Genomic DNA, 24,270 nt, shown 5'->3' with positions numbered 1-24,270 from the left:
GTCGCGGATCCGGGCGCGAGCGTGCGCGGAGGGCGAGCATGGCCGAGCAAGAGGTTCCGGCAGAGCCGGTCGACCACGGATCCGCGCCCGACCGGAGCCGTGCCGGGGCACCGCGTCCCCTGACGTCCGTCGGCGCACCGACGCCGGCCACAGCCGACGGCGCAGCCGGGTCGTCCGGGTCGTCGACCGTGCCACCCGCCGACGACGTACGCCGACAGCCCGCGGCGCCGGCCCGCGGCCGGGTGTCCGTGGCCACCGCCGCCGCGCCCGGTGAGAGCGACGCGGTGCCGCCGACCGGCCCGAGCGCCGGCACCACCTACCGGGCCGCCGGAACGGCCACCCCGGCGGCCGCTCCGGTCCCCGGGCAGCGGGGCACGGCGGGGGCGCGGGCCAGCGCCGCCGTACCGGGCATGCGGCGAATCTCGGCCGACGAGGCCGGGGCCGTCCGCTCCCGGACGGGCGAGGCCCGGATCTACCGGGCGGCGCCGGTCAACCCGGAGCCGCCGGAGCCCGCCCAGCCGCCGGAGCCGGCGCAGCCGCCGACCCCGCCCGTCCCGGAGCCCGAGCCGGCCCCCACTCCGCCGGTGCCGGGTCCGAACCCGCCGTCGCCGGCCCCTCCGGTCCCGTCCCCGACGCCGCCGGTCCCCGGTCCCTACCCGCCCGGCCCGGTGCCTCCAGGGCCGGGGCCCAGGCCGCCGGCCCCGGTACCGCCCGTGCCGGGTCCGCCCACGCCGCCACCCGGGCCGCCGGTGCCCGCCCCGCCGCCCCCGCCCGGCCCGACGCCGGCGCCACCGTTCCCGCCGCCGCCCCTCACGGCCGCCGCGAGCGCCGGCCCCGTCGCGGGCGCGCCGCCGTTCTCCGCGCCCCCGGCGGTCGTGCCCTCGTTCTCCGCGCCTCCGTTCTCCGCGCCCCCGGCGGTCACGCCGTCGTTCTCCGCGCCGCCGGCATCCGCGCCGCCGTTCTCTTCGCCGTCGGTGTCCGGGCCGCCGGCCGTGCCCGCTCCCGCGCTGCCGGGCTGGCCGCCGCCCACCAACCCGGGTGACCGCCGGCCAGGTGCTGCCGAGCCGGCCACCGCGCCCCGGGAGGCACGCCGGCTGAGCGGTCGCGTCGACGGCGGCTCGGCCACGCGCGTCGGGCAGGCCGGGGGCGCCCCCGCGGGCCGCTACGACGGCGGACCCGACCTGGGCACCATCTACGGCGCGGGTGCCGGAGCCGCCACCGAGGGCCCGGGCTTCAGCACCGTCTCGTTCCCGAACAACCCGGTGGAGAACTCCGGCTCGCTGACCGGGCACATCCTGGCCCAGGGCTGGACGGAGACCCCCACCGAGCAGCGCTCCAGCACGACCAAGGTGGTGGTCGTCCTGGCCGCCTCGCTGGGCCTGCTCGTGGCGATCAGCGTGCTGGTCGTGCTGCTTGCCAACGACACGGTGGGTGGGCTGGTGGGCGGCGTCCTGAACAAGTGAGCCGCGTACGACGACGATGGTGAGCCCGCCCACTACCCGTCCGTGGTCGGGTGGCGGGTTCGCCGTGTCGCCGTACACTGGTGGGGATCACTGACCCGGCGCGCCCTGCGCGCCCATGGGCGATCTTGCGGGCGATTCGGCGGCGTTCAGCTGCGGCAGGCCATCGCGAAGATGCGCCCCGCTCGAAAGGTATTTCTTGACGACCTTTGCTGAACCCAGCACGTTCCTGCCCGCCCTCGACACCGCCGACGCGCAGACCGCCGTCGAGCGGGACGGCACTGTCCAGGCCCCGGCCGCCCCGGTGACGCCCGAGGCCACCGACTTCGCCGCGCTGGGGCTGCCCCAGCCGCTGGTCCAGGCGCTCGCCCGGCAGGGCATCACCACTCCGTTCGAGATCCAGCGCGCCACCATGCCGGACGCGCTCGCCGGCCGCGACGTCCTCGGCCGGGGCCAGACCGGCTCCGGCAAGACCCTGGCCTTCGGCCTGCCCCTGCTGGCCCTGGTGGCCGACCGCAACCGGGCCCGGCCGTTGCGCCCCCGGGCTCTGGTCCTGGTGCCGACCCGGGAACTCGCGATGCAGGTCAACGACGCGCTGATGCCGCTCGGCAAGGCCGTCGGCGTGTTCCTGAAGACCGCCGTCGGCGGCGTGCCGTACGACCGGCAGATCGACGCGCTGCGGCGCGGGGTGGAGATCATCGTGGCCACCCCGGGCCGGCTGGGCGACCTGATCGCCCGGGGCGTCTGCCACCTGGACGACATCGAGGTCACGGTCCTCGACGAGGCCGACCAGATGGCCGACATGGGCTTCCTGCCCGAGGTCACCGAACTGCTGGCGAAGACGCCGGCCGGCACCCAGCGGCTGCTCTTCTCGGCCACCCTGGACGGCGACGTCGACGCGCTGGTCAAGCGGTTCATGACCGACCCGGTGACGCACTCCACCGCCCCGTCCACCGCCTCGGTGTCCACCATGGACCACCACATGCTGCTGATCCCGCCGCACGAGAAGTTCCCGGTCGCCGCGTCCATCGCGGCCCGGGACGGTCGGACGATGGTCTTCGCCCGCACCCAGCTCGGCGTCGACCGGCTGGTCGAGCAGCTGGCCGCCGTCGGCGTACGGGCGGGCGGGCTGCACGGCGGCAAGACCCAGCGGATGCGTACCCGCACGCTGGCCGAGTTCCGTGAGGGACGGGTGAACGTCCTGGTCGCCACGGACGTGGCGGCCCGGGGCATCCACGTCGACGGTGTGACGCTGGTGTTGCACGTCGACCCGCCGAAGGACCCGAAGGACTACCTGCACCGTGCGGGGCGTACCGCCCGGGCCGGCGAGTCCGGCGCGGTGGCCACGTTGGTGCTGCCGAAGCAGCGGCGGACCACGCTGGCCATGCTGGAGAAGGCCGGCGTGGCACCGGCCGAGACCCGGGTGCGGGTCGGCGACCCGGCGCTCGCCGAGCTGATCGGCGCCCGCGAGCCGAGCGGCGTCCCGGTGCGCATCGAAATCGAGGAGCCGCGCCGGCACGGCGACCGGCCGGGTGGCCCGCGCCGCTACGGCGACCGCGACACCCGGGGCGAGCGCCGCTACGGCGACCGGCCGCAGGGCGAACGGCGCTACGGCGACCGCCCGACCGACAGCCGTGGCTACGGCGACCGGCCCCAGGGCGAGCGGCGCTTCGGCGACCGGGGCGGCTTCCGGCCCGAGGGCCGGGGGCGCGACGACCGGCCGCGCGACGACCGGCGGGGCTTCGGCGGGCGTCCGCCGGCGCGTACCCACTGACTGACAGCGTCATCCACGAACGCCGTCGCGGGGCCCAGGCTCCGCGACGGCGTTCGCGCATCCGCTGCCGGTGTCGGCCGGGTCGCGTAACGTCCGGCTCATGCCGACCATGCCGAAGTCGCTCTTCTGGACCCGGACGGACACCGCCGGCGCGGAGCACGCGCTGTTCGACGACGGCCGTGGGCTGACGGCGCGGGGCACGCTCACGGCCGTCGACCCGATTCCCTACACCTGCCGCTACCAGCTCGCCACCGACCCGGAGTGGGCCACCCTCCGCGCCGAGGTCGAGGCGGAGGGCACCGGGTGGCTGCGGAGCGTACGCCTGGAGCGGGTGACCGACGGGTGGCGGGTGACCACCGCCGAGCAGGGTGACCTGGACGCGGCGCTGCGGGCGGCCGGCCACCCGCCGGTCGGGCTGCCCGGCACCGACGACCCGGACCGGCTGGCCGGGGCGGTGGACGTCGACCTCGGCGGGGCGGCGCTGTTCAACGCGCTACCGGTGCGCCGGCTCGGGCTGCCCCGCGCCGCGGCCGACACCCCGCACCGGATCGACGTCGCCTGGGTGCTGGTGCCCAGCCTGCTGGTGCTGCCCGCCGAGCAGGTCTACACCCCGCTCGGCCCCGGCCGGGTCCGCTTCACCAGCGACACCTTCACCGCCGACATCGACCTCGACGGCGACGGCTACGTGGTGCGTTACCCCGGGCTGGCCGAGCGCGTCGACCCGCGCTGACCGGGCTGCGGACGCCTCCCCCGACGACCCGGGCCGGCCAGGCTGGCCCAGCCACCCCCCGCCGGCTCAGCCATCCCGCCCGGCTCAGGCCCGCGAGGCGGCTCAGGCCGGCCAGGCGCCCGTGCTGAGGAAGCGCTCGACGGTCGCCAGGTGCGGGGTCGGGTCCAGTCCCTGGGCGGCCAGCCAGTCGTCGGAGTAGTAGGTGTCGGCGTAGCGGTCGCCGGCGTCGCAGATCAGCGTGACCACCGAGCCGGTGCGGCCCTCGGCGAGCAGCTCCGCGATCAGCCCGAAGGCGCCCCACAGGTTGGTGCCGGTCGAGCCGCCCACCCGGCGGCCGAGCACGGCCGACCCGGCGCGCATGGCGGCCAGGGAGGCAGCGTCGGGCACCTGGACCATCCGGTCCACCACCGACGGCACGAACGACGCCTCGACGGTCGGCCGGCCGATCCCCTCGATGCGGGAACCCCGCCCGGTGCGCACCGACCAGTCGGCGGCCTGCCAGGCGGGATAGAACGCGGAGTTCTCCGGGTCGACCACGCACAACTTGGTGGGCAGCCGCTGGTAGCGGGCGTACCGGCCGATGGTGGCGCTGGTGCCGCCCGTGCCGGCGCCCACCACGACCCACGCCGGCACCGGGTGCCGTTCCAGGGCCAGCTGCGCGTAGATCGACTCGGCGATGTTGTTGTTGCCCCGCCAGTCGGTGGCGCGCTCGGCGTAGGTGAACTGGTCCATGAAGTGCCCGCCGGAGTCCTCCGCCAGCCAGCGGGCCTCCACGACCACCTTGGCCGGGTCGTCGACGAGGTGGCAGCGGCCACCCTGGAACTCGATCTGGGTGATCTTCTCCGGCGAGGTGGAGGCGGGCATCACCGCGATGAACGGCAGCCCCAGCATCCGCGCGAAGTACGCCTCGGAGACCGCCGTCGAGCCGGAGGACGCCTCCACGATCGTGGTCTCCGGGCCGATCCAGCCGTTGCACAGCCCGTAGAGGAAGAGCGAACGGGCCAGCCGGTGCTTCAGCGAGCCGGTCGGGTGCACCGACTCGTCCTTGAGGTAGAGGTCGATCCCCCACGACCGGGGCAGCGGGAACGGCAGCAGGTGGGTGTCGGCGGAGCGGTTGGCGTCCGCCTCCACGGCGGCGATCGCCTCGGTCACCCAGCGCCGGCTGGCCTCGTCGCACCGGTCGATGTGAGTCACGTTCGAAACTTAGCAAGCCGACTCACCGCGTATCGGCCCCGATCCGGCGGCGCTGGCGGCGCTGCCCGGCCCTGCCGGCCGCGAGGATCAGCGGGGCGAGGCGCACGGCGACGCCGGGCAGCGCGTCGAGGAGCCGGACCTGCGCGCCGCGCCAGCGGGGGACGCTGACCACCGGGCGGGGCCGCCGGGCCAGCCGCGCGGCCCGCCGGGCCACCCGCTCGGGGGTCAGCAGCGTCCCCGTGAAGGAGGCCGCGGCGCCCGGGTCGTCGAGCCGGTCGTGCAGCATCGGCGTCCAGATCCCGTCCGGGCACAGGCACGACACGTGTACGCCCCGGTGCCCGGCCAGCCGCAGGTCGGCGAGGGTGCCGATGCTGAACGCGACGAGGGCGTGCTTGCTGGCCGCGTAGACGGTCTCGCCGGGCGCGGCCACCAGACCGGCCAACGACACGACGTTGACCACGTGCCCGTGCCCCTGTTCCCGCATGACGGTCAGCGCGGCGAGGGTGCCGTTCATCGCGCCGAGGGCGTTGACCTCGATTACCCGGCGACGGGTCGCCGCGTCGTGCTCCCACGAGGGGCCGGTGACGAGGATCCCCGCGTTGTTCACCCAGAGGCCGAGCCCGCCCCGGCCGGCGGCCTCCGCGGCGACGGCGGCGCAGGCGTCCTCGTCGCGTACGTCCAGCCGGCGCGACCAGCCGCCCAGCGGGGCGGCGGCACGGGCCACCGCCTGGTCGTCGTGGTCGGTGAGGAGCACCGGCCAGCCGTCGGCGTGCAGCGCGGCGGCGATGGCGCGGCCGAGGCCGCCGGCCGCGCCGGTGACCACCGCCGTCCCGGGGGCTGGCTTCGTCATCGGCGCACGCTATCGCCGCCCGCGACCGCGCGCCAGGGCCGGCCGGACGCGGCTGTGCGGTGGCCGACGGGCAGGTGGCGGAACGCGGCCGTGCGGCGACCGACGGCCGGAGGTGGCGGGACGCGGCCCTCGGGGCGGTCGGGAGGGCGGGGGTGGCGGGTCAGGCGGTGGGAGGCACCGGGGCCTGTGGCCGGTTCTCCCACTTCGTGGAGAGGGCGATGCCGGTCCGGGTGGAGGCGACGCCCGGGGTCCGGTTCAGCCGCACGATGAGCCGCTCCAACTCGGCGATGGTGCCGACCCTGGCCTTGAGCAGGAACGACTCGACGCCGGCCATGAAGTAGCAGGATTCGATCTCGGGCATCTGCCGGAAGGCTTCCAGCACGTCGTCGGTGTCGCCGCCGGAGTCCTCGACGATCCCGATGAGCGCGGTGACGGCAAAGCCGATCGCCTCGGGCTCCACCTCCGCCCGGTAGGCCCGGATCACGCCGCTGGACTCCAGCTTGCCGACCCGCTCGTGCACGGCGGGCGCGGAGAGGCCTACCTGCCGGGCCAGCTCGGCGTAGGACAGGCGGGCGTTGCCGCGCAGCAACTCCACGAGGCTCAGGTCGATGGCGTCCACGGACTGTGACCCTAGCGGTCCGGGCGTAACGTCGGGCATCCGGCGCGCGTTGGACATGACAGGGTGTAGTCGCTTGCAAACCGTCAGTCAAGGGGGCCGCGCGCAGGTAATATTTCCTAACTTCCCACTCAGTGCGTTTTTCGCGTTTGGCGGACAGGCCAGGTCGCTGGTGCTGTAATTGCCATACGTCCCTCATGACGGCTCTGGGCTCGCACCGGCCGGGGGCAGTGTGTTCAGCCGGGGGCTTCGTCGACGCGAGGAGGGGGCTGTGGACACTGGAGATCGCCTGCTGACACCGGGTGAAGTTGCCGCGCTGTTTCGGGTTGACCCGAAGACTGTGACGCGCTGGGCAGCGGCGGGCCGGATAGGCAGCATCCGGACTCCAGGCGGGCATCGCCGGTTTCGGGAATCCGAGGTGCGGGCCCTGCTTGAGGGGGAGGGCATGTTGGACGAGGCGGAAGACGTCGGCAAGCCGCGTAACGCGGGGCCGGCCGCCTCGACCGGGCCGGGCCCGGCCAACGCCGGCATGTACTGAATGGTGCGGATCGTCACGCGGGCCGGACGGAAGCTCCGGTCCGCGTCCCGGTGAGCCGGGCCCGGGTCACTCCCGCGCCACGCCCAGCTCACCCGACCAGCGACGGAACAGCGTGTGCGGTACGCCGAGGGCGTCCAGCACCTTGCCGGCCACGAAGTCGACGAGCTGCGGGGCGGAGGCCGCCGCCCCGGCGCCGTAGAAGCCGGGGCTGGCCGGCAGCACCACCGCTCCGGCGTCGTGCAGCGCGATCAGATGCTCCAGGTGGCTGCGGGTCACCGGCGTCTCCCGGGGCACCACCACCACCGGCCGGCGCTCCTTGAGGTTGACCTCGGCGGCCCGCTGCAACAGGTCCTTGGAGAGCCCGATCGCGATGCCGGCGCAGGCCGCCGTGCTCGCCGGGACCACCGCCATCCCGCGTACCCGGTAGGAGCCGCTGCTCGGGCCGGCGGCGAGGTCGCCGGCGGGCCAGTGCCGCACGTCGGCTCCCGCCAGGTCGCGGCCCAGCCAGGCGGCGAGGTCGTCGGCCCAGTGCGCGTCCCGGAACGGGCGCCCGGTCTCGTCGAGGACGGTCAGCCGGGCGGCCCGGGAGACGATCAGGTCCACCGGCTCGCCGGCGTCGAGCAGCGCCCGCACGACGGCCGCCGCGTACGGCGTGCCGGACGCCCCGGAGACTCCGACCACCCATGGTTCGCGCATGCCCTCCAGCCTGCCTGGTCCTCCCCTTCCGATGCCGGGCACCCCGCTCGGAGCGTCCGTGATGTCCCGCTCGGGGGTCGGTTGTGCGCCGACGGGCGCGATGTCGGGTCGGGAGCGCGGCCATCCCGGCGGCCTGCCATGCTGCCGGTGGCGATTCCCCCGCGAAGCAGGATCGCCCCCGGGGAGGAATCGGTGATGACCGGCGAGGTCCTCTGGTCGCTACGGTCGGAGTGCCCCATCCCGCCCCGGCTCTCGCCGCACGCCGACCGGGTGCAGGAGTGGCTGGTCGGCGACCTGCTGCCGGGCCTCGGCCTGGCGACTGACGACGCGGCGCCGCAACGGCTGGCGCACGCCGGCGTCGCCCGGTACGCCGGCCGGCTCTACCCCGGCGCCACCGAGGCCGACCTGCGGGCGCTGACTGCCCTGTTCACCTGGTTCTTCCTGGTCGACGACGCGTGCGACCGGCCGGGCCGGCTCGACGCCGACCAGATCCGGGCGCTGCGCGCCGGCGCGCTCACCCTGCTGCACGCCGGTCCCCGGCTCCGGCACGCCGGCCTGACCGGGCCGCTGAGGCGGCTGCTGGTGCACGCGTGGCGGGAGCCGCGCCGGCGGATGCCGGCCCGCTGGCGGCTGCGCTTCGCCGGGGCCGTCGCCGACCATCTCGACGGCACGTGGCGGGAGGCGGCGAACAAGGCGGCCGGCCGCCGCCCCGGCGTCGCCGAGTACGTCGCGCTGCGGCGCGCCACCTCCGCCGCGTACGTGTCGTATCCGCTGGTGGAGTTCGTCACCGGCCGCCCGCTGCCCGACCCGGTCCACCACCACCCGCTGCTGCGGGAGATCGCCGACACCGGCAACGACCTGCTCTCCTGGTACAACGACCTCGCCTCGCTGGAGCGCGACGAGGCCACCTCCGGCGGGCACAACCTGGTGCTCGCGACGGCGGCCGAGCAGCGGGTGCCGGTGGAGACCGCGGTCGGCCTGACGGCCGAGCGCTGGCGGGCGTCGATGCGGCGCTTCGTCGAGCTGCGCGCCGGGCTGCCGTCGTTCGGCCCGGCGCTGGACCGGGCGGTCGCCGACCACCTCGACGGGGTGGCGAACGCCGTCCGGGCCACCGTCGACTGGACCCTGGAGAGCACCCGCTACGGCGGAGGAGGCCGCCTCGTCGAGGCTTCCGCCGGCGGAGGGACCCCTTCCTGACCGGTCAGGCGCGCAGGCCGAGGCGGACGACCAGGTCGAGCAGGGCGAAGACGAACAGCGCGATGCCGACGAAGCCGTTGGCGGTGAAGAAGGCCCGGTTGACCTTGCTCAGGTCGGTCGGGCTGACCACCAGGTGCTGGTAGCCGAAGGCGACGGCGGTCAGCGCCAGACCCACCCACCAGAGCCAGCCGAAGCCGACCAGCGCCCCGAACCAGACGAACAGCGCGAACGTCACCACGTGCGCGACGGTGGAGGCGTGCAGCGCGAACCGCAGCCCGTAGCGGGCCGGCACGCTGTGCACGCCGATCTGCCGGTCCACCTCGGCGTCCTGGCAGGCGTAGATCAGGTCGAACCCGCCGATCCAGAGGCCGACGGCCACGCCGAGCAGCCACGCCGGCCAGGAGCCGTCGAGGGTGCCGGTGACGCCCAGCCAGGCGCCGACCGGGCCGACGGCCTGGGCGACGGCCAGGATGGCGTGCGGCCAGTTGGTGAACCGCTTGCCGTACGGGTAGACGACCAGCGGCACCACGGCGAGCGGCGCGAGCACCAGGCAGAGCGGATTGAGCAGGGCGGCGGCGGCGAGGAAGACCACGAGCGCGACCGCCGCGCCGGTCCAGGCCGTCCGCACGCTGACCGCCCCGGTGACCAGCTCCCGGCCGGCGGTACGCGGGTTCCGCGCGTCGATCCGCCGGTCCAGGATCCGGTTGGCGGCCATCGCGAACGTCCGCGCGCCGACCATCGCCACGGTGATCAGCAGCAGGTCCAGCCACCGGACCCGCCCGCCGTCGACCTGCATGGCGGTGAACGCCGACAGGTACGCGAACGGCAGCGCGAACACGGAGTGCTCGATCGCCACCAGCTTGAGGAAGGACTTCACCCGGCCCGGCCCCTGCACCGGTTCGACGGCGGTGGCCATCAGATGCCGTACTCCTTCCAGCGCTTGTCGACCAGGGAGACGACCTCCGGGGCCATCCGCATCTCCTCCGGCCAGCCCCGGCTGTAGCCCTCCTCGGGCAGCTTGCGGGTCGCGTCGACCCCCGCCTTGCCGCCCCAGAACTGCTGGTAGGAGGCGTGGTCGAGGTGGTCCACCGGGCCCTCGGTGAGCAGCAGGTCGCGGGCGTAGTCGACGTTGCCGAAGGCGCGGAAGGCGACCTCGTTGTAGTCGTGCACGTCGCAGTCCTCGTCGACGATCACGATCAGCTTGGTCAGCGACATCATGTGCGCGCCCCAGATCGCGTTCATGACCTTCTGGGCGTGCTTCGGGTAGCGCTTGCGGATCGACACGATCGCGCAGTTGTGGAAGACCCCGGCGGCGGGCAGGTCGTAGTCGACGATGTCCGGGATCAGGAAGCGCAGCAGCGGCGCGAAGATCCGCTCGGTGGCCTTGCCGAGGCCGTGGTCCTCCTGCGGCGGCTGCGACGTGACGATCGAGTGGTAGACCGGGTCGCGCTGCGTGGTCATGCACTCGATGTGCATCACCGGGAAGGGCTCGACCGGCGTGTAGAAGCCGGTGTGGTCGCCGAACGGGCCCTCCGGGAGCCGCTCGCCCGGCTCGATGTAGCCCTCCAGGACGATCTGCGCGTGCGCCGGCACCTGCAACGGGACGGTCAGGCAGTCCACCATCTCGACCCGCTCGCCGCGCAGGTACCCGGCGAACAGGTATTCGTCGATGTCGGCGGGGAGCGGCGCGCTGGCCGAGTACGCCACCGCCGGGTCGGTGCCGATGGCGATCGCCACCGGCAGGCGCTGACCGAGCCGCTCGGCGACCGCGTGGTGCGCCGTGGAGTTCTTGTGGATCTGCCAGTGCATGCCGATGCTGTTGCGCGAGTGCTGCTGCAACCGGTACAGCCCCAGGTTGCGCTTGCCGGTCTCCGGGTGCTTCGTGTGGGTCAGCCCGAAGTTGTGGAAGATCCCGCCGTCACCCGGCCAGACCTGCAACCCCGGCAGCCGGTTCAGGTCGACGTCGTCGCCCCGGTAGACCACCTGCTGGCAGGGGGCGGTCCTGACCTTCTTCGGCGGCATCGACGTGAGCTGCCTGACCTTGCCCAGGCCGTCCATCATCCCGGAGAGGCCCACCGGCAACTCCGGCTTGAGCATGTTGCCGAGCCGCTCGCCGATCTCGTCGAGGTTCTCGACGCCGAGCGCCATCGCCATCCGCTTCTCGGTGCCGAAGAGGTTGATCACCACCGGCATCTCGCCCCGGGTGGGCCGCTCGAAGAGCAGCGCCGGGCCGCCCGCGCGGACCGTCCGGGTGACGATCTCGCTGATCTCCAGGGTGGGATCGACCGGCGCGCTCACCCGCCGCAGCTCGCCCGCGCGCTCCAGCGCCGCGAGGAAGTCCTTGAGATCGGTGTACGGGAAGCCACGAGCCGCCATGCCTGCCAGTCTCCCGCACGGACCTGGGCGGCGACCACGCCGGGTGGTGTGACACCGGCGATCCACCGGTACGGCGGCGCGGGAACAGCCGGGTCGCTTCTGCCGGCGGAGTCCACGCCATCGAACATCGTCGCTTCAGCGGGCCGGATCGGGCGGCCGGCGCTCACTAGGATCAGGTCCGCCGACCGGGCCGGCGGTGATGCTCCGCCGCGGCTCCGCGGACCGGCCCACCCCCACGAAGGAGATCGATGACAACTGTGCGCTTCCCGCGCGGCAGCGTGCTGCGCGCGCTGACGGTGCTGGCCGTCGTCACGGCGGGCGTCGGCACGGTGGCCGGCCCGGCCGCCGCGCGGACCGACCCCGGCTGGGTCAGCGGCTGGCTCAACGACCTCACCGTCGGCGCGGCCGGTGCGCCCGGCCGGACGGCACCGCTGGACCTGAGTAGCAGCGGCGCGACCGCTCCCCGGGTCACCGTCGACCTGACCGGTCTCGCCGGCGTCGCCACGGCCAGCTTCCCCAACTGGTGTGTCACGGAGGGCACCTCGGTGACCTGCCCGATGCCGCCGGAGGCGACCCCGGACGAGTACGGCACCGTCAACGGCACGGTGCCGGTGGTGTTCCGCGCCGCCTCGGGCGCCGTCGACGGCGCGACCGGCACGCTGGACTACACGGTGCGGGCCGACGGGCTGGAGCCGTACACCCAGCAGGCGACCGTCAGCGTGCGGTCCGGCGCCGACGTTCTCGACCTGGTCGACGAGTACGTCTCGGGCGCCGAGGTCGGCGACGTCCACGCCGTGCCCGTGGCCGTGGTCAACGCCGGTGACCAGCCGGCCGAGGATCTCCGGGTGACCTTCCGCTTTCCGGTCGGCCTGCAACCGGCCAGCTACCGGAACTGCCGGTACGGCACCGATCCGGTGCTCGCCACGGTGGTGGTCTGCACCGTGCGGGGCACGTTCGCGCCCGGGATCCGGCACGAACTGCGGAACGGCCTCGCGACCACGGTCGGTCCGGCCGCCCTCGGCGACAAGCGCATCACCCAGTTCGTGGAGCCGCTGGCCACTGCGGGGCCGCTGCCCGGCAATGTGCGGCTGACCCGCCGGGAGGCCGATCGCGCGCTCCGGCTGCGGCCGGTCGGCGGGACGCTCGATCCGGTCACCGCCACCGGCCCCGGCGGCGGGACCTACCTGCGCGACATCCACGGAGCCTTCGACGTCGTCGCCGTCGGCGCCACCGTCACCGGTGCCGTCGGTGCCACCGTGCGGGTGACCGTGGGGATCCGCAACGACGGTCCGGGTGTGCCGGACGGCACCGTCTCCGGTGGCAACGCCGGCGGGTTCCTCTTCACCCCACCGGCCGGCGTGACCGTGCTGGCCACCCCTCCCGGCTGCTCGCCGACCGGCGACGACGAGGGCGGCGCTCCGACGTCCTGGGTCTGCTGGCTGGGGGCGGTGTTCCCCGCCGGGCAGAGCTTCACGGTTCCGTTCGACCTGCGGATCGACGGGCCCGCGGGCGCCCCCGGCGAGGTCAGGTCGTACTACGACTACCCGCGTCCGGACGACGATCCGGCCGACAACGCCGCCCCGGTCACCCTCGGCTGACCGGAGAACGGCGCCCCTCGACGGAGGTGGGCCGACGGGTAGGGCCGGCCCCGGGCATACCGTGGCCGGCCTTCCCGCCCTCGGCTGCACAGGTTCGTCAGCGGGCGGTCGGCTTCCAGGCGTACGCGGCCAGGGGCGCGTCGAGCGGCGCGCCGGTGAGCCGGTTGGCCAGGGTGGAGATGGTGTACGTGCCGACGCCGAGCACCACGTCCAGGGCGTGCCGGGGTTGGTAGCCGGCCGCCAGGAAGGTGGCGATCCCGTCCTCGGGAACCGCGCCCCGGTGGTCGAGCACGGCGAGGGTGAAGCACCGCAGCGCCTCCAGCCGGTTGTCGGGCAGCGGCGTGCCGGCGCGCAGCGCGTCGATCAGCTCGGGCGTCGCGCCGTGCCGGGCGAGGGCGGCGGTGTGCATGGCGACGCAGAGGTGGCACTCGTTGCGGGTGGCGACCGTCATGACGACGACCTCCCGCTCGACCGGGTCGAGGGCGCACTTCTCGAAAATGCCGTTGACGGTGAGGAACCCGGTGAGCAGTTCCGGGGACTCGGCCATCAGGCCGACCGCGGCGGGCAGGTGCCCGAGCCTGCGGCGTACGCCCTCGATGGTCGGCCGGGCGGCGGCGGGTGCGGTGTCGGCGGTGTGCGCGGTGAACGGGGGCACGGCAAGCCTGCTCTCGGGGGTCGGGGACGGCCGGCGCGGCCCGATCGGCGACGCGCCGCGCGTGACGTAGGATCGTCAACGTGGTTGTCGAAATAGTAAACGGGGTTGTCGAACGTGGCAACGGCTGACCCCGACCGGCCCGGCTTCCTGCTGCCCCTGCTGCTGCTGGCCGGCTTCCGTACGCTCATCGACGACCTGCACGCGGAGCTGGCCCGGCAGGGACACCCGGAGCTGCGGCCGCTGCACGGCTTCGTCCTCCAGGCCGTCGGCGCCGAGGGCACCACCGCCACGGAGCTGGGCCAGCGGCTCGGCGTCTCCAAGCAGGCGGCCGGCAAGACGGTGGACCGGCTGGTCGCCCTCGGTTACCTGGAGCGCGCCGACGACCCGCGCGACGCCCGGCGCAAGCTGGTCCGGGCGACCCCGCACGGCCTGGACGGCCTGCGCCGCTCGGCGGCCGTCTTCGACCAGCTCCGGCAGCGGTGGGCCGCCACCCTCGGCCCCGACCGGGTCGCCGCCCTGGAGGACGACCTGCGCGCGGTCACCCCGGCCAACCCGTTCCGCCTCGACGTGCCCGGCTGGTTCGGCGGCTGACCCCCGGCCCGGGGAGCCCACGCCCGCGCGCCTACGCGGCGACCAGCGGCGACGACGCGGCCTGACCGCCCGGTCGCGGCTTCTCGGTCTCGCGCCTACGCGCCGGAGTAGAGCCGTTCAGGATCGACCAGCACCACATCGGGTCGGTGGACGGCGAGCTGCCGCAGTTCGGCGGTGAACCCCTCGACGCTGGCCAGCAGCAGCCGCGCGCCTCGCGCGTCGAGCCCGGGGCGGGCGACGGGCACCACGCTGGCATACCGGGGCTGGGAGCGCCGCCAGACGTCCGCGCCGCGGTTATACGTCTTGCGGGGGCTGGCTCAGTCCAGGCCGCCGTAGGAGTGCAGGCCCTCGAAGAAGATGTTCACGCCGAAGAGGTTCATCAGCATGGTGAGGAAGCCGACGACGGCGAGCCAGGTCGCGACGTTCCGCTTCACGCTCGGGGTGGCCCGGGCGTGCAGGTAGCCGGCGTAGATCACCCAGGAGATGAACGACCAGGTCTCCTTCGGGTCCCAGCCCCACGGCCGCCCCCAGGCCGCCTCGGCCCAGATCGCCCCGGCGATCACCGCGAAGGTGAAGACCGGGAACGCGAAGGCGTGCAGCACGAAGGTCAGCCGCTCCAGCGCCGCCGCCGCCGGCAGCCGCTTCGCCAGCGTGTACGGGAAGCTGCGCCGGCCCTGCTCGTAGCCGGAGCGCATCAGGAACGCCACCGCCGGCACCGCGCCCAGCAGGAAGATGCCGGAGGCGAAGACGATCGTCGAGACGTGGATGACGAACCAGTACGAGTTGAGCGCCGGCACCAGCGGCACGATCGGGGTGTAGAGCACCAGCTCGGCGGTCGCCACCAGCAGCACCATCACCAGCGACATGAACAGCCCGAGGCGGCGCAGCTGCGGGCGCTTCCAGAGCACCACCAGCCAGGCGGCGACCCCGATCCAGGTGCCCGTGAGCACGAACTCGTACATGTTGCCCCAGGGCATCCGGTCGGCGGCGAGACCGCGCGTGACCAGCGCCCCGAGGTGCAGCAGCGCCCCGAGCGCGGTGGCCGCTACGGCGACCAGGCCGCCCGACCGGGCGCGTCGGGCCGTACGCTCGGCCGCCGCCGCGCCGGTGTCGACAGGCGCGTCGGGGGTGCTGCCCCCGGCCGCGCCGACGCCAGCGCCGACCAGCTCGCGGACGGGTGCCGCGGCGACCCGGGCGCGGGAGTTGCCCAGCGCGTACTCGACGGCGTGGCTGATCATCGCGATCAGGTACGCCAGGATCGCGAACGACACCAACTGGTCGGAGAGTGCGGACATCACTCGGCTCCTTCTCGCGCTCCGGCCCGGTCGCCGCCGTCGCGGTCGACACCGGCCTCCTCGTCCGACCGCCCGTCGCCGCCGACGGCGGCCACGAGCTGCGCGAACTCGTCGGCGAACCCGGGATGGTCGGTGCGCGGCAGGCCACCGGCCTCGACCAAACTACTACCGCTCGTCGGAGATCCACTCGTGGGGTCGGCGGCACCGGCCGGCAGCACCCGGAAGAAGACCCGGCGACGCCGCCCGAACAGCGAGCCCATCAGCCCGACCAGCAGGACGGCGGAGCTGACCAGCAGCAGCGTCGAGCCGGGGTCGTAGCGGACCGACAGCGTGACGTACGGCACGGTGCCCAGGAACTCGAGCGTGGTGCCGTCGTCCAGCTTCCAGGTCTCGCCCTTGCGGAGCAGCTTCGTGCCGACCTCCTTGACCTTGCCGGCATTCACCTGCCGCTGGTCCAGCTTGTAGACCGAGCCGGGGATGCCGGCGTCCATGCCCAGGTTGCCCCGGTAGGCGACGAGGTTCAGCGCGGGATTGCGCTCCGTCGGGTACTCGGAGCGGACGAACGGCGCGGCGGCCGGCGCCGTCGGCAGGTAGAGACCGGAGAAGGCCATCTGGAGGTTCGCGTCCCGCTTGCCCGTGGCCGGGTCGACGTTGATGTCCGGGAACGCCGCCAGCCCCTCGCTGGTCAGCCCGACGTCGCGGGTGGTCAGGAACGGGAAGTTGCTGGTCTGGCTCTTGCCGAACCGGTCGGTGTAGCGGATCACCGGGGCGTAGCCGTGGCCCAGCAGGTAGACGTTCGCGCCGTCGAGGCGCAGCGGGGAGTTGACCGAGAATTCGGCCGGCCGCCGCTCGCCGTCGGCCCCGTCCACGGTCACCCTGGCCTGGTAGAAATCAGGCTGACCGGACTCCAGGAACCGGGCCTCGAAGTCGTCGAGCTGGATGCAGAAGCCGGGCAGGTCGGCGCTGCTGACGCGGGGGCCGAGCTTGCTCTCGGCGTACTGCTGGCGGGTGTTGCAGAAGGCGTTGTCCTTGCCGGCCACCAGCAGCTTGTTGCCGCTCCAGCCATACCAGGAGCCGAGCGCGACGCCGACCAGCACGAGCACCAACGAGCTGTGGAAGAGCAGGTTGCCGGTCTCCTTGAGGTAGCCCTTCTCGGCGGAGACCTCGTCGCCGCGGACCACCACCCGCCAGCGCCGCCGGCGCAGCACCTCCGCGATCGCCGCCGCGCCCCCCTCGGGCGCGGACAGCACGGTGTGCTGCGGCAGCCGGTCCAGCCGCCTCGGCGCGGCCGGCGGCTTCGACCGCAGCGCCCGCACGTGGTCACGCAGCCGGGGCGTGATGCAGCCGATCAGCGAGGTGAAGAGCAGCAGGTAGATCGCGGAGAACCAGACCGAACCGAACGCCTCGAAGGCGCCGATCCGGTCCAGCACCGGGGCCAGGTCGGGGTGCGCGGTGAAGTAGTCCCGCACGTCCTCCGGGTTGACCCCGCGCTGCGGCAGCACCGAGCCGGGAATGGCGGCCACCGCGAGCAGGAAGAGCAACACCAGGGCCGTACGCATGCTGGTGAGCTGCCGCCACGAGTTGCGCAGCAGGGCCAGCAGGCGGTTGGGCCGGCGCCGGGGAGCCTCGGCCGGCGGTGCCGGCCGCTCGTCGACGGCGGTCATCAGATGCTCACCTCGCCCACCCCGACGGTGGTCTGCAACCAGATCACGAAGTTCGTCCAGCCGCCGGTGACCAGCGCGAGGCCGATCAGGATCAGCAGTGCCCCGCCCACCCGGGTGACCCAGCGGCTGTTGCGCCGGACCGCCCGGAACACCCCGAGCAGCCGCTCGAAGCCCAGCCCGAAGACGACGAACGGCACCCCCAGCCCCACGCAGTACGCCAGAGCGAGCACCACGGCCCGGTCGGTCTGCCCGTTGACGGTCGCCATGCCCATCACCGCGCCGAGCGTCGGGCCGGCGCAGGGCACCCAGCTGAGCGCGAAGACCGCGCCGAACACCGGCGCGCCGAGCAGCCCGGCGGCGGGCAGCCGCTGGATCCGGAACTCCCGCTGCAACCCGGGGACCAGTCCGAGGTAGCTCAGCCCGAGCACGACGATCAGCGCGCCGATGACGATCTCCAGCGTCCGCTCGTACTCGAAGAAGACCCGGCCGACGCTGGCGAAGAGGATCGCGGTGGCGGTGAAGACGACGGTGAAGCCGGCGATGAAGAGCAGCGTGCCGGCGAGCACCCGGCCCTTGACCGCGGCCCTCGTCGGTTCGGTGCGCTCCCGCACCGCCACCCCGCCACCGGCGCTGTCGGACGGGGGCCCTTCCGCTGCCGACGAGCCCTTCCCCACCTGCGGGCGGCGGGTTTCGAGGTCGGCGCCGGCGAGGCCGGTGACGTACGACAGGTAGCCCGGCACCAGCGGGAGCACGCACGGGGAGAGGAAGCTGACCAACCCCGCGAGCGCCGCCGCGCCGATGGCGAGCAGCAGCGGACCCGACTGGGCGAGTTCGGAGAACGTCTCGCCCATCAGCGGGAACCGTTGGGGGCGGACTTCTCGGCCGCGATCCGCTCGACGATGGGCTGGAGGCCCTCCTGCTTCACCGCCGCGCGGATCACCACGGCGATGCGGCCGTCGCGGTCCAGCACGACGGTGGCCGGAATGGTGTTCGGCGGGATGTCCAGGGCCAGCGCCAGCCGGCTCGGCGGGTCGAAGAGGCTCGGGTAGGTGACCTTGAAGCTCTCCTCGAACGCGAGCGCCTTGTCCCGCTGGTCCTGGATGTTGATGCCCAGGAAAGTCACCCCGGAGCCCTTCGTGGCCTGGTAGGTGTTCTCCAGGTCGTCGGCCTCGGCCCGGCACGGCGCGCACCACGAGCCCCAGAAGTTGACCACCACGACCTGGCCACGGTCCCGGGCCGCGTCGTGGCTGCCGCCGGTGAGCAGCTCACCGGCGAGCTTCGGGGCGGCGGAACGCTGGTCGGGGGCGCACTCGATGATGCCGCCGGAGTTGTCGCAGGCCTCTTCCCGGTCCCGCGACGAGCAACCGGCCAAGGCCACCGCCGCGACGGTGGCGAGCAGTCCCGCGGTGAACCTCCGGGCGTTCATCAGGCCCCCTTGGCCGTCCTGGCTGTCGGCGACATCGCGATCAGGTGCGCGGCCGGCTCGGAATAGCCGATGCCGACCACCTTGGCGCCGTCGAAGTGGAAGGAGGTGAGGCTGGCCAGCCCGCACTGGCGCTTGCGCGGGTCGTGCCAGAGCCGCTTGCGCTCGACGTGGCGGCGCAGCGTCCAGATCGGCAGTTGGTGGGAGACCAGCACGGCCTCGCGCCCCTCGGCCGCCACCCGGGCGGCGTTCAGGGCGGCGAACATCCGCTCCGCGATGGCCCGGTACGCCTCGCCCCAGGACGGGGTGACCGGGTCCCGCAACACCCACCAGTTACGCGGGTCGCGGAACGAGCCGTCGCCGGGCGAGACCTTCTTGCCCTCGAACCAGTTGGCGCTCTCGATGAGCCGCTCGTCCACGCCGACCGGCAGCCCGAACTGCGCGGCGATCGGCTCGGCCGTCTGCTGGGCGCGCTCCAGCGGGCTGGCCACCACGTGCACGACCTCCCGCTCGGCCAGCCCCTGCGCGGCGGCCTTGGCCATCTGCACGCCGAGCTCGGAGAGCCGGAAGCCCGGCAGCCGGCCGTAGAGGATGCCGTCCGGGTTGTGTACCTCGCCGTGCCGCAGCACGTGGACCACCGTCTTGCTCAACGTACGCTACCCCCCGTGACCTGCCGCTGCCGCAGCGTTGGCCGCCACCGGCAGGGCGGCGGCGATCTGCTCCAGAGCGGCGTCGTCCAGCGCCGCAGACACGAACCACGCCTCGAACGCGCTCGGCGGCAGGTAGACGCCGCCGGCGAGCATCACGTGGAAGAACGCCTTGAACGCCGGCACCTGCTGGGTGCGGGCGCTGTCGTAGTCGACCACGTCGGCGTCGGTGAAGAAGACCGAGAACATGTTTCCCGCGTACGACAGCCGGTGCGGAACCCCGGCGGCGGCCAGCGCCTCCGCGGCGAGCCTGCCCACGACGGCGGCCGTGTCGTCGAGCTTGCGGTAGAGCGCCTCGTCGGCCAGCCGCAGGGTGGCCAGGCCGGCGGCGCAGGCCAGCGGGTTACCGGAGAGGGTGCCGGCCTGGTAGACCGGGCCGGCGGGGGCCAGTCGCTCCATGATCTCCGCGCGCCCGCCGAACGCCGCGGCCGGCAGCCCACCACCCATGACCTTGCCGTACGTCCACAGGTCGGCGTCGGAGGGGTCGAGGCCGTGCCAGCCGGCGCGGGAGACCCGGAACCCGGTCATCACCTCGTCGACGATGAGCAGCGCCCCGTGCGCGTGCGCGATCCGGGCGAGCTGGGAGTTGAAGCCGTCGCGCGGGGCGACCACGCCCATGTTGCCGGCGGCGGCCTCGGTGATGATCGCGGCGATGTGCTGGCCCTCGGCGGCGAACGCCTGCTCCACGGCGGCGACGTCGTTGTACGGCAGCACGATCGTGTCACCCGCCGCCGCCCCGGTCACGCCCGGCGAGTCGGGCAGGCCGAGGGTGGCCACGCCCGAGCCGGCGGCAGCCAGCAGGCCGTCGGAGTGCCCGTGGTAGCAGCCGGAGAACTTGACGATCCGGGGGCGGCCGGTGAAGCCGCGCGCCAGCCGGATCGCCGACATGGTGGCCTCGGTACCGGAGTTGACCAGCCGGACCTGCTCGACCGGCGTGCGGTCGACGATCTCGGCGGCCAGCTCGACCTCGCCCGGGGTGGGGGTGCCGAAGCTGGTGCCCCGGGTCGCGGCCGACCTGATCGCGTCCACGACCTCCGGGTGTGCGTGGCCGAGGATCAGCGGGCCCCAGGAGGAGACCAGGTCGACGTAGCGCCGGTCGTCGGCGTCGTAGAGCCAGGGCCCCTCCCCCCGGACCATGAAGCGCGGCGTGCCGCCGACGGCACGGAACGCGCGCACGGGAGAGTTCACCCCGCCGGGCACGATGGCCTTGGCGCGGTCGAACAGGGCCTCGGAGGCCGGTGCTTCGGCCGGGTAGCGGCCAGATCCGGCGGGAAACATATCGGTCACGATGCCGCCATTGTGTCAGCGTCGGGCGGCGAATCGGCAGGCACCCCGTACCGGGGTTACCAGGCTCACCCGGGTCGGCCCTCACCGCCGTCCCGGCGGCGTCACGTCCGCGGCGCGGGACGTGCCCGTTCAGACCTCCTCGGGAGCGTGTCGTCGCGCCCGGTCGGCTCGGTCGCCACCGCTCGACGGGCCGGGTGGCCCGGATCGCGCTAGGCTGACCCGGTGGATCGTGCCGAACTGTCCATCACGCTACACCGGACGGGCGACGAAGCTGTGCTTCGCCTGGCCGGTGAGATCGACATGCTCACGGCCGCCCAGCTGTCGACCGTCGTCAACGAGGTTCTCGCCGAGCCGCCGCCGCGCATCGTGCTCGACCTCGGCGGGGTCACCTTCTGCGACTCACAGGGCCTGGGCACCCTCGTCGTACTCAGTCGCAAGGCCAGCCACGCGCAGAGCCTGCTGATCCTGACCAACGTCGGCGACTTCCTGCTCCGCGTCCTGGACATCACCGGCCTGCGCAGCGCCCTGATGATCCGCAACGACCAGACCACGGGCTGACTCCCGCCCGCCCGCTGTGGTGCGGCGGCACAGGCGGCGCGATCTTGGCGCGTTTCGACCCCTGGGGCCGCCAGCTACCAGGATCGCGCCTGCGCGCGTCAGCCCGCCCGGCGTGGTCTCGACACCTGGGTCAGGGGGTGTTGCCCCAGCGGGCCTGTTCCAGGAGCTGCACCGCGCGGTCGCGGGAATCCTGATCGTCCAGGCGCAGCATCGCGGTGGCCTCGTCGACCGCGTCGGTCAGCACCCGTAGCTGCGCGTCCCGGTCCCGCACCAGATCCGACTGGGCGGCGAGCTGCCGGGTCTTCACCCACAGCTCGACGAAGACCGACACCTTGGCCCGCAGCACCCACGGGTCGAACGGCTTGGTCAGGTAGTCGACCGCGCCGACCGCGTAACCGCGCAGCGCGAGCTGGGCGTCCCGGTCGGCGGCGGTGAGGAAGATGATCGGCACGTGCCGCGTACGCTCGCGGCGCTTGATGTGGCTGGCCGTCTCGAAGCCGTCCATGTCCGGCATCTGGGCGTCCAGCAGGATCACCGCGAAGTCGTCGACCAGCAGCTGCTTCAGGGCCGCCTCGCCGCTCTCCACGGCGACGGACTGGACCGGCAGGCCCTGGAGAATCGCCTCCAGTGCCATCAGGTTCTCCCGGCGGTCGTCCACCAGCAGCGCCTTTGCCATCTGGGTCACGAACTCTCCTCGGTTCGGCTGCCGCTGATCCAGGACGACATGAGTTCGATCAACTCGTCCAGGTCGACGGGCTTGGTGATGTAGTCACTTCCCCCGGCCGCCAGCGCCGACTCACGGTCGCCGGGCATGGCCTTGGCGGTCAGGAAGACGATCGGCAGGTCGGCGAACCGGTGGTTGCGCCTGATCTGTCGGGTCGTCTCGTACCCGTCCTGATCAGGCATCATCGCATCCATCAGGACGATGTCCACCTCCGGATGCTCGGCCAGCAGGCGGACGCCGTCCGCCCCGTTGTCCGAGTACAACACGGTCAGGCCGTGCAGTTCCAACGCGCTGGTCAGCGCGAAGACGTTCCGGACGTCGTCGTCGACGATGAGCACGGTGGTGCCCTCCAGCCGCCGGGTGGCCGGCGTGGAGGCCGGCTCGGGCAGCTCCGGCGGGGGCATGAGCAGCGAGGACGGCAGTCCGGCCCGCGCCGGTGACGGCGGCAGCGGCGCCACCACCGCGTCCGGGGCGAGCACGTCCGGTACGAAGAGGGTGAACGTCGAGCCCTGGCCGGGCGCCGACGCCACCACGATGCTGCCGCCCAGCAGCCGGGCCAGGTCCCGGCTGATCGACAGTCCCAGCCCCGTACCGCCGTAGCGACGGCTGGTGGTGCCGTCGGCCTGCTGGAACGCCTCGAAGATCAGCGACAGCTTGTCGTCTGAGATGCCGATGCCGGTGTCGACCACGGTGAACGCGATGACCTGCTGTGCGTTGGTCAGGGCCGGCACGTCGAAGACCGTGTTGTCGGGCGCCGGGGCGATCCGCAGCGTCACCGCCCCGTTGTCGGTGAACTTGACCGCGTTGGAGAGCAGGTTGCGCAGGATCTGCTGGAGCCGCTGGGCGTCGGTGACCAGCGCCTCCGGCAGGTCCTTGCTGATCCGTACCTGGAAGTCCAGGCCCTTCTCCTCGGCCTGCGGCGCGAACGCCTGCTCCACGTACCCGCGGATCTCGTCGAACCGGACGGCGGTGGGCTCGACGTCCATCCGCCCCGCCTCGATCTTGGACAGGTCCAGGATGTCGTCGATCAGCGACAGCAGGTCGGAGCCGGCGCCGTGGATCGTCCGGGCGAACTCGATCTGCTTCGGCGTGAGGTTCTGCTCCGAGTTCTCGGCCAGCAGCCGGGCCAGCAGCAGCAGCGAGTTCAGCGGCGTACGCAGCTCGTGGCTCATGTTGGCCAGGAACTCCGACTTGTACGCCGACGCCCGCGTGAGCTGCTGGGCCTTCTCCTCCAGGCCGAGCCGGGCCAGCTCGATCTCCCGGTTCTTCGTCTCGATGTTGCCCTTCTGCTCCGAGAGCAGCTGCGCCTTGTCCTCCAGCTCGGCGTTGGTGCGCTGGAGTTCCGCCGACTGCTCCTGCATCTCGTGGGCGAGCCGCTGGGACTGCGCGAGCAGTTCCTCCGTACGCCGGTTGGCCTGGATGGTGTTGACGGCGACGCCGGTGGTGAGCACGAGCCGCTCCAGGAACGACAGGTGCAGCTCGGAGAAGGCCGCCACGCTGGCGAACTCGATGACCCCGAGCAGCTCACCCTCGAAGAGCACGGGCAGTACGACCAGGTCGGCCGGCGGGGTATCGGCGAGCCCGGAGCGGAGCATCAGCTTGCCGTCCGGCGCCCCGCCCATCCGGATGGTGCGGCGGGACAGGGCGGCCTGCCCGACCAGCCCCTCGCCGGGGCCGAAGGTGACCTCGTGCCCCCGGGCGACGTAGCCGTACGAGGCGGTCAACCGCAGCCGCATCACGCCCTCGGACGTGTCCGCCAGGAAGAACGCGCCGAGCTGCGCGTCGACCAGCGGGGTCACCTCCATCATGATCATGCGGCAGACCTCGCCGAGGTCGCGCTGTCCCTGGAGGAGGCCGCCGATCCGGGCCAGGTTCGAGTCGAGCCAGCCCTGCTCGGCGTTCTTCTTGGTCGTCTCCCGGAGGGTGACGATCATCTGGTTGATGTTGTCCTTCAGCTCGGCGACCTCGCCCTGCGCCTTGACCGCGATCCGCTGGGTCAGGTCGCCCCGGGTCACCGAGGTGGAGACCTGCGCGATGGCGCGCAGCTGGGTGGTGAGGGTCGAGGCGAGCTGGTTGACGTTCTCGGTGAGGTCCCGCCACGTGCCGGAGACGCCCTTGACCTGGGCCTGGCCGCCGAGCTTGCCCTCGCTGCCCACCTCGCGGGCGACCCGGGTGACCTCGTCGGCGAACGACGACAGCTGGTCCACCATCGTGTTGACCGTGGACTTCAGCTCCAGGATCTCGCCCTGGGCGTCGACCGTGATCTTCTGCGACAGGTCGCCCTTCGCCACCGCCGTGGTGACCGAGGCGATGTTGCGCACCTGCGACGTCAGGTTC

General features: G+C 73.5%; 24 protein-coding genes. 8 read left to right on the top strand and 16 right to left on the bottom strand.

Annotated features, from left to right (window positions below):
• Positions 1-188 precede the first annotated feature (188 nt).
• The 3 genes from ACPXCB_RS15490 (at position 189) to ACPXCB_RS15480 (ending at position 3,964) form a co-directional block, all read left to right on the top strand.
• Positions 189-1,463, top strand: a complete 1,275-nt coding sequence (locus ACPXCB_RS15490; protein ID WP_425875984.1) for a hypothetical protein — start codon at positions 189-191, stop codon at positions 1,461-1,463.
• A 301-nt stretch (positions 1,464-1,764) separates the two neighbouring features.
• Positions 1,765-3,234 carry a DEAD/DEAH box helicase gene (locus ACPXCB_RS15485; RefSeq protein WP_425876177.1) on the top strand — a complete coding sequence of 490 codons (1,470 nt, stop codon included), beginning with the start codon at positions 1,765-1,767 and terminating at the stop codon, positions 3,232-3,234.
• 100 nt (positions 3,235-3,334) lie between these two features.
• Entirely contained in the window at positions 3,335-3,964 is a 630-nt protein-coding gene (locus ACPXCB_RS15480; RefSeq protein ID WP_425875983.1) for a putative glycolipid-binding domain-containing protein, read from the top strand.
• 102 nt (positions 3,965-4,066) lie between these two features.
• On the opposite strand, the gene ACPXCB_RS15475 is transcribed toward ACPXCB_RS15480, so the two are convergent.
• The 3 genes from ACPXCB_RS15475 to ACPXCB_RS15465 all read right to left on the bottom strand — a co-directional run bounded on the left by ACPXCB_RS15475 (position 4,067) and on the right by ACPXCB_RS15465 (position 6,627).
• Positions 4,067-5,158 (bottom strand): PLP-dependent cysteine synthase family protein, encoded by a 1,092-nt coding sequence (locus tag ACPXCB_RS15475; RefSeq protein WP_425875981.1) that lies wholly within the window; start codon positions 5,156-5,158, stop codon positions 4,067-4,069.
• 22 nt (positions 5,159-5,180) lie between these two features.
• Positions 5,181-6,008, bottom strand: coding sequence for an SDR family NAD(P)-dependent oxidoreductase (locus tag ACPXCB_RS15470; protein WP_425875979.1), 828 nt, complete (start codon positions 6,006-6,008; stop codon positions 5,181-5,183).
• Positions 6,009-6,168: 160 nt separating this feature from the next.
• Positions 6,169-6,627 carry an Lrp/AsnC family transcriptional regulator gene (locus ACPXCB_RS15465; protein WP_425875977.1) on the bottom strand — a complete coding sequence of 153 codons (459 nt, stop codon included), beginning with the start codon at positions 6,625-6,627 and terminating at the stop codon, positions 6,169-6,171.
• A 268-nt stretch (positions 6,628-6,895) separates the two neighbouring features.
• On the opposite strand from ACPXCB_RS15465, the gene ACPXCB_RS15460 reads away from it, so the two are divergent.
• Complete coding sequence (locus ACPXCB_RS15460) at positions 6,896-7,162, top strand: BldC family transcriptional regulator (protein ID WP_089002465.1); 267 nt, start codon at positions 6,896-6,898, stop codon at positions 7,160-7,162.
• Positions 7,163-7,228: 66 nt separating this feature from the next.
• Here the strand turns inward: ACPXCB_RS15460 and ACPXCB_RS15455 are convergent, their stop codons facing one another.
• A complete protein-coding gene (locus ACPXCB_RS15455; protein ID WP_132232192.1) occupies positions 7,229-7,858 on the bottom strand; it encodes a UbiX family flavin prenyltransferase in 630 nt (209 codons plus the stop codon).
• A gap of 195 nt (positions 7,859-8,053) precedes the next feature.
• Between ACPXCB_RS15455 and ACPXCB_RS15450 the strand changes: the two genes are divergently transcribed.
• On the top strand, positions 8,054-9,055 hold the full coding sequence (locus tag ACPXCB_RS15450; protein ID WP_425875975.1) for a terpene synthase family protein: 1,002 nt from the start codon (positions 8,054-8,056) through the stop codon (positions 9,053-9,055).
• A gap of 4 nt (positions 9,056-9,059) precedes the next feature.
• On the opposite strand, the gene mqnP is transcribed toward ACPXCB_RS15450, so the two are convergent.
• Both mqnP and ACPXCB_RS15440 read right to left on the bottom strand, forming a co-directional pair.
• Entirely contained in the window at positions 9,060-9,971 is a 912-nt protein-coding gene (gene mqnP, locus ACPXCB_RS15445; RefSeq protein ID WP_425875974.1) for a menaquinone biosynthesis prenyltransferase MqnP, read from the bottom strand.
• Positions 9,971-11,431: a menaquinone biosynthesis decarboxylase gene (locus tag ACPXCB_RS15440; RefSeq protein ID WP_425875973.1), complete on the bottom strand. Its 1,461-nt coding sequence runs from the start codon at positions 11,429-11,431 to the stop codon at positions 9,971-9,973. The genes mqnP and ACPXCB_RS15440 overlap by 1 nt, the downstream gene beginning before the upstream one ends.
• Before the next feature lie 248 nt (positions 11,432-11,679).
• Here ACPXCB_RS15440 and ACPXCB_RS15435 point away from each other — a divergent pair, with 248 nt between their 5' ends.
• A complete protein-coding gene (locus ACPXCB_RS15435; protein ID WP_425875971.1) occupies positions 11,680-13,029 on the top strand; it encodes a hypothetical protein in 1,350 nt (449 codons plus the stop codon).
• 97 nt (positions 13,030-13,126) lie between these two features.
• On the opposite strand, the gene ACPXCB_RS15430 is transcribed toward ACPXCB_RS15435, so the two are convergent.
• Entirely contained in the window at positions 13,127-13,684 is a 558-nt protein-coding gene (locus ACPXCB_RS15430; protein ID WP_425875969.1) for a carboxymuconolactone decarboxylase family protein, read from the bottom strand.
• 114 nt (positions 13,685-13,798) lie between these two features.
• Here ACPXCB_RS15430 and ACPXCB_RS15425 point away from each other — a divergent pair, with 114 nt between their 5' ends.
• The gene (locus ACPXCB_RS15425) at positions 13,799-14,275 is read left to right on the top strand and encodes a MarR family winged helix-turn-helix transcriptional regulator (RefSeq protein ID WP_425875967.1); all 477 of its coding nucleotides are present in this window, start codon (positions 13,799-13,801) and stop codon (positions 14,273-14,275) included.
• A gap of 95 nt (positions 14,276-14,370) precedes the next feature.
• Here the strand turns inward: ACPXCB_RS15425 and ACPXCB_RS15420 are convergent, their stop codons facing one another.
• From ACPXCB_RS15420 to hemL, 7 genes are all read right to left on the bottom strand, one after another.
• Complete coding sequence (locus tag ACPXCB_RS15420; RefSeq protein ID WP_425875965.1) at positions 14,371-14,520, bottom strand: hypothetical protein; 150 nt, start codon at positions 14,518-14,520, stop codon at positions 14,371-14,373.
• Between the two features lie 72 nt (positions 14,521-14,592).
• Positions 14,593-15,570 carry a c-type cytochrome biogenesis protein CcsB gene (gene ccsB, locus ACPXCB_RS15415; RefSeq protein WP_425875964.1) on the bottom strand — a complete coding sequence of 326 codons (978 nt, stop codon included), beginning with the start codon at positions 15,568-15,570 and terminating at the stop codon, positions 14,593-14,595.
• The gene (gene resB, locus ACPXCB_RS15410; protein ID WP_425875962.1) at positions 15,570-17,234 is read right to left on the bottom strand and encodes a cytochrome c biogenesis protein ResB; all 1,665 of its coding nucleotides are present in this window, start codon (positions 17,232-17,234) and stop codon (positions 15,570-15,572) included. Before resB ends, ccsB begins: the two co-directional genes overlap by 1 nt.
• Positions 17,234-18,085, bottom strand: coding sequence for a cytochrome c biogenesis CcdA family protein (locus ACPXCB_RS15405; protein ID WP_425875961.1), 852 nt, complete (start codon positions 18,083-18,085; stop codon positions 17,234-17,236). Before ACPXCB_RS15405 ends, resB begins: the two co-directional genes overlap by 1 nt.
• A complete protein-coding gene (locus ACPXCB_RS15400; protein WP_425875959.1) occupies positions 18,085-18,660 on the bottom strand; it encodes a TlpA family protein disulfide reductase in 576 nt (191 codons plus the stop codon). The genes ACPXCB_RS15405 and ACPXCB_RS15400 overlap by 1 nt, the downstream gene beginning before the upstream one ends.
• Positions 18,660-19,307 carry a histidine phosphatase family protein gene (locus ACPXCB_RS15395; RefSeq protein ID WP_311412215.1) on the bottom strand — a complete coding sequence of 216 codons (648 nt, stop codon included), beginning with the start codon at positions 19,305-19,307 and terminating at the stop codon, positions 18,660-18,662. The genes ACPXCB_RS15400 and ACPXCB_RS15395 overlap by 1 nt, the downstream gene beginning before the upstream one ends.
• A 6-nt stretch (positions 19,308-19,313) precedes the next feature.
• Complete coding sequence (hemL, locus tag ACPXCB_RS15390) at positions 19,314-20,651, bottom strand: glutamate-1-semialdehyde 2,1-aminomutase (protein WP_425875957.1); 1,338 nt, start codon at positions 20,649-20,651, stop codon at positions 19,314-19,316.
• Positions 20,652-20,873: 222 nt separating this feature from the next.
• Between hemL and ACPXCB_RS15385 the strand changes: the two genes are divergently transcribed.
• Positions 20,874-21,209, top strand: coding sequence for an STAS domain-containing protein (locus ACPXCB_RS15385; RefSeq protein ID WP_089002478.1), 336 nt, complete (start codon positions 20,874-20,876; stop codon positions 21,207-21,209).
• A 130-nt stretch (positions 21,210-21,339) separates the two neighbouring features.
• On the opposite strand, the gene ACPXCB_RS15380 is transcribed toward ACPXCB_RS15385, so the two are convergent.
• Positions 21,340-21,894 carry a response regulator gene (locus ACPXCB_RS15380; RefSeq protein ID WP_151455014.1) on the bottom strand — a complete coding sequence of 185 codons (555 nt, stop codon included), beginning with the start codon at positions 21,892-21,894 and terminating at the stop codon, positions 21,340-21,342.
• Positions 21,891-24,270, bottom strand: a 2,380-nt coding sequence (locus tag ACPXCB_RS15375) for an ATP-binding protein (protein WP_425875955.1), incomplete at its 5' end; no start/stop codon positions are given. The genes ACPXCB_RS15380 and ACPXCB_RS15375, both read right to left, overlap by 4 nt.

Source organism: Micromonospora sp. DT62 (assembly GCF_049847285.1).
GTDB classification, from domain to species: Bacteria; Actinomycetota; Actinomycetes; order Mycobacteriales; family Micromonosporaceae; genus Micromonospora; species Micromonospora reichwaldensis.
This window is presented reverse-complemented; position numbering and strand designations above follow the sequence as displayed.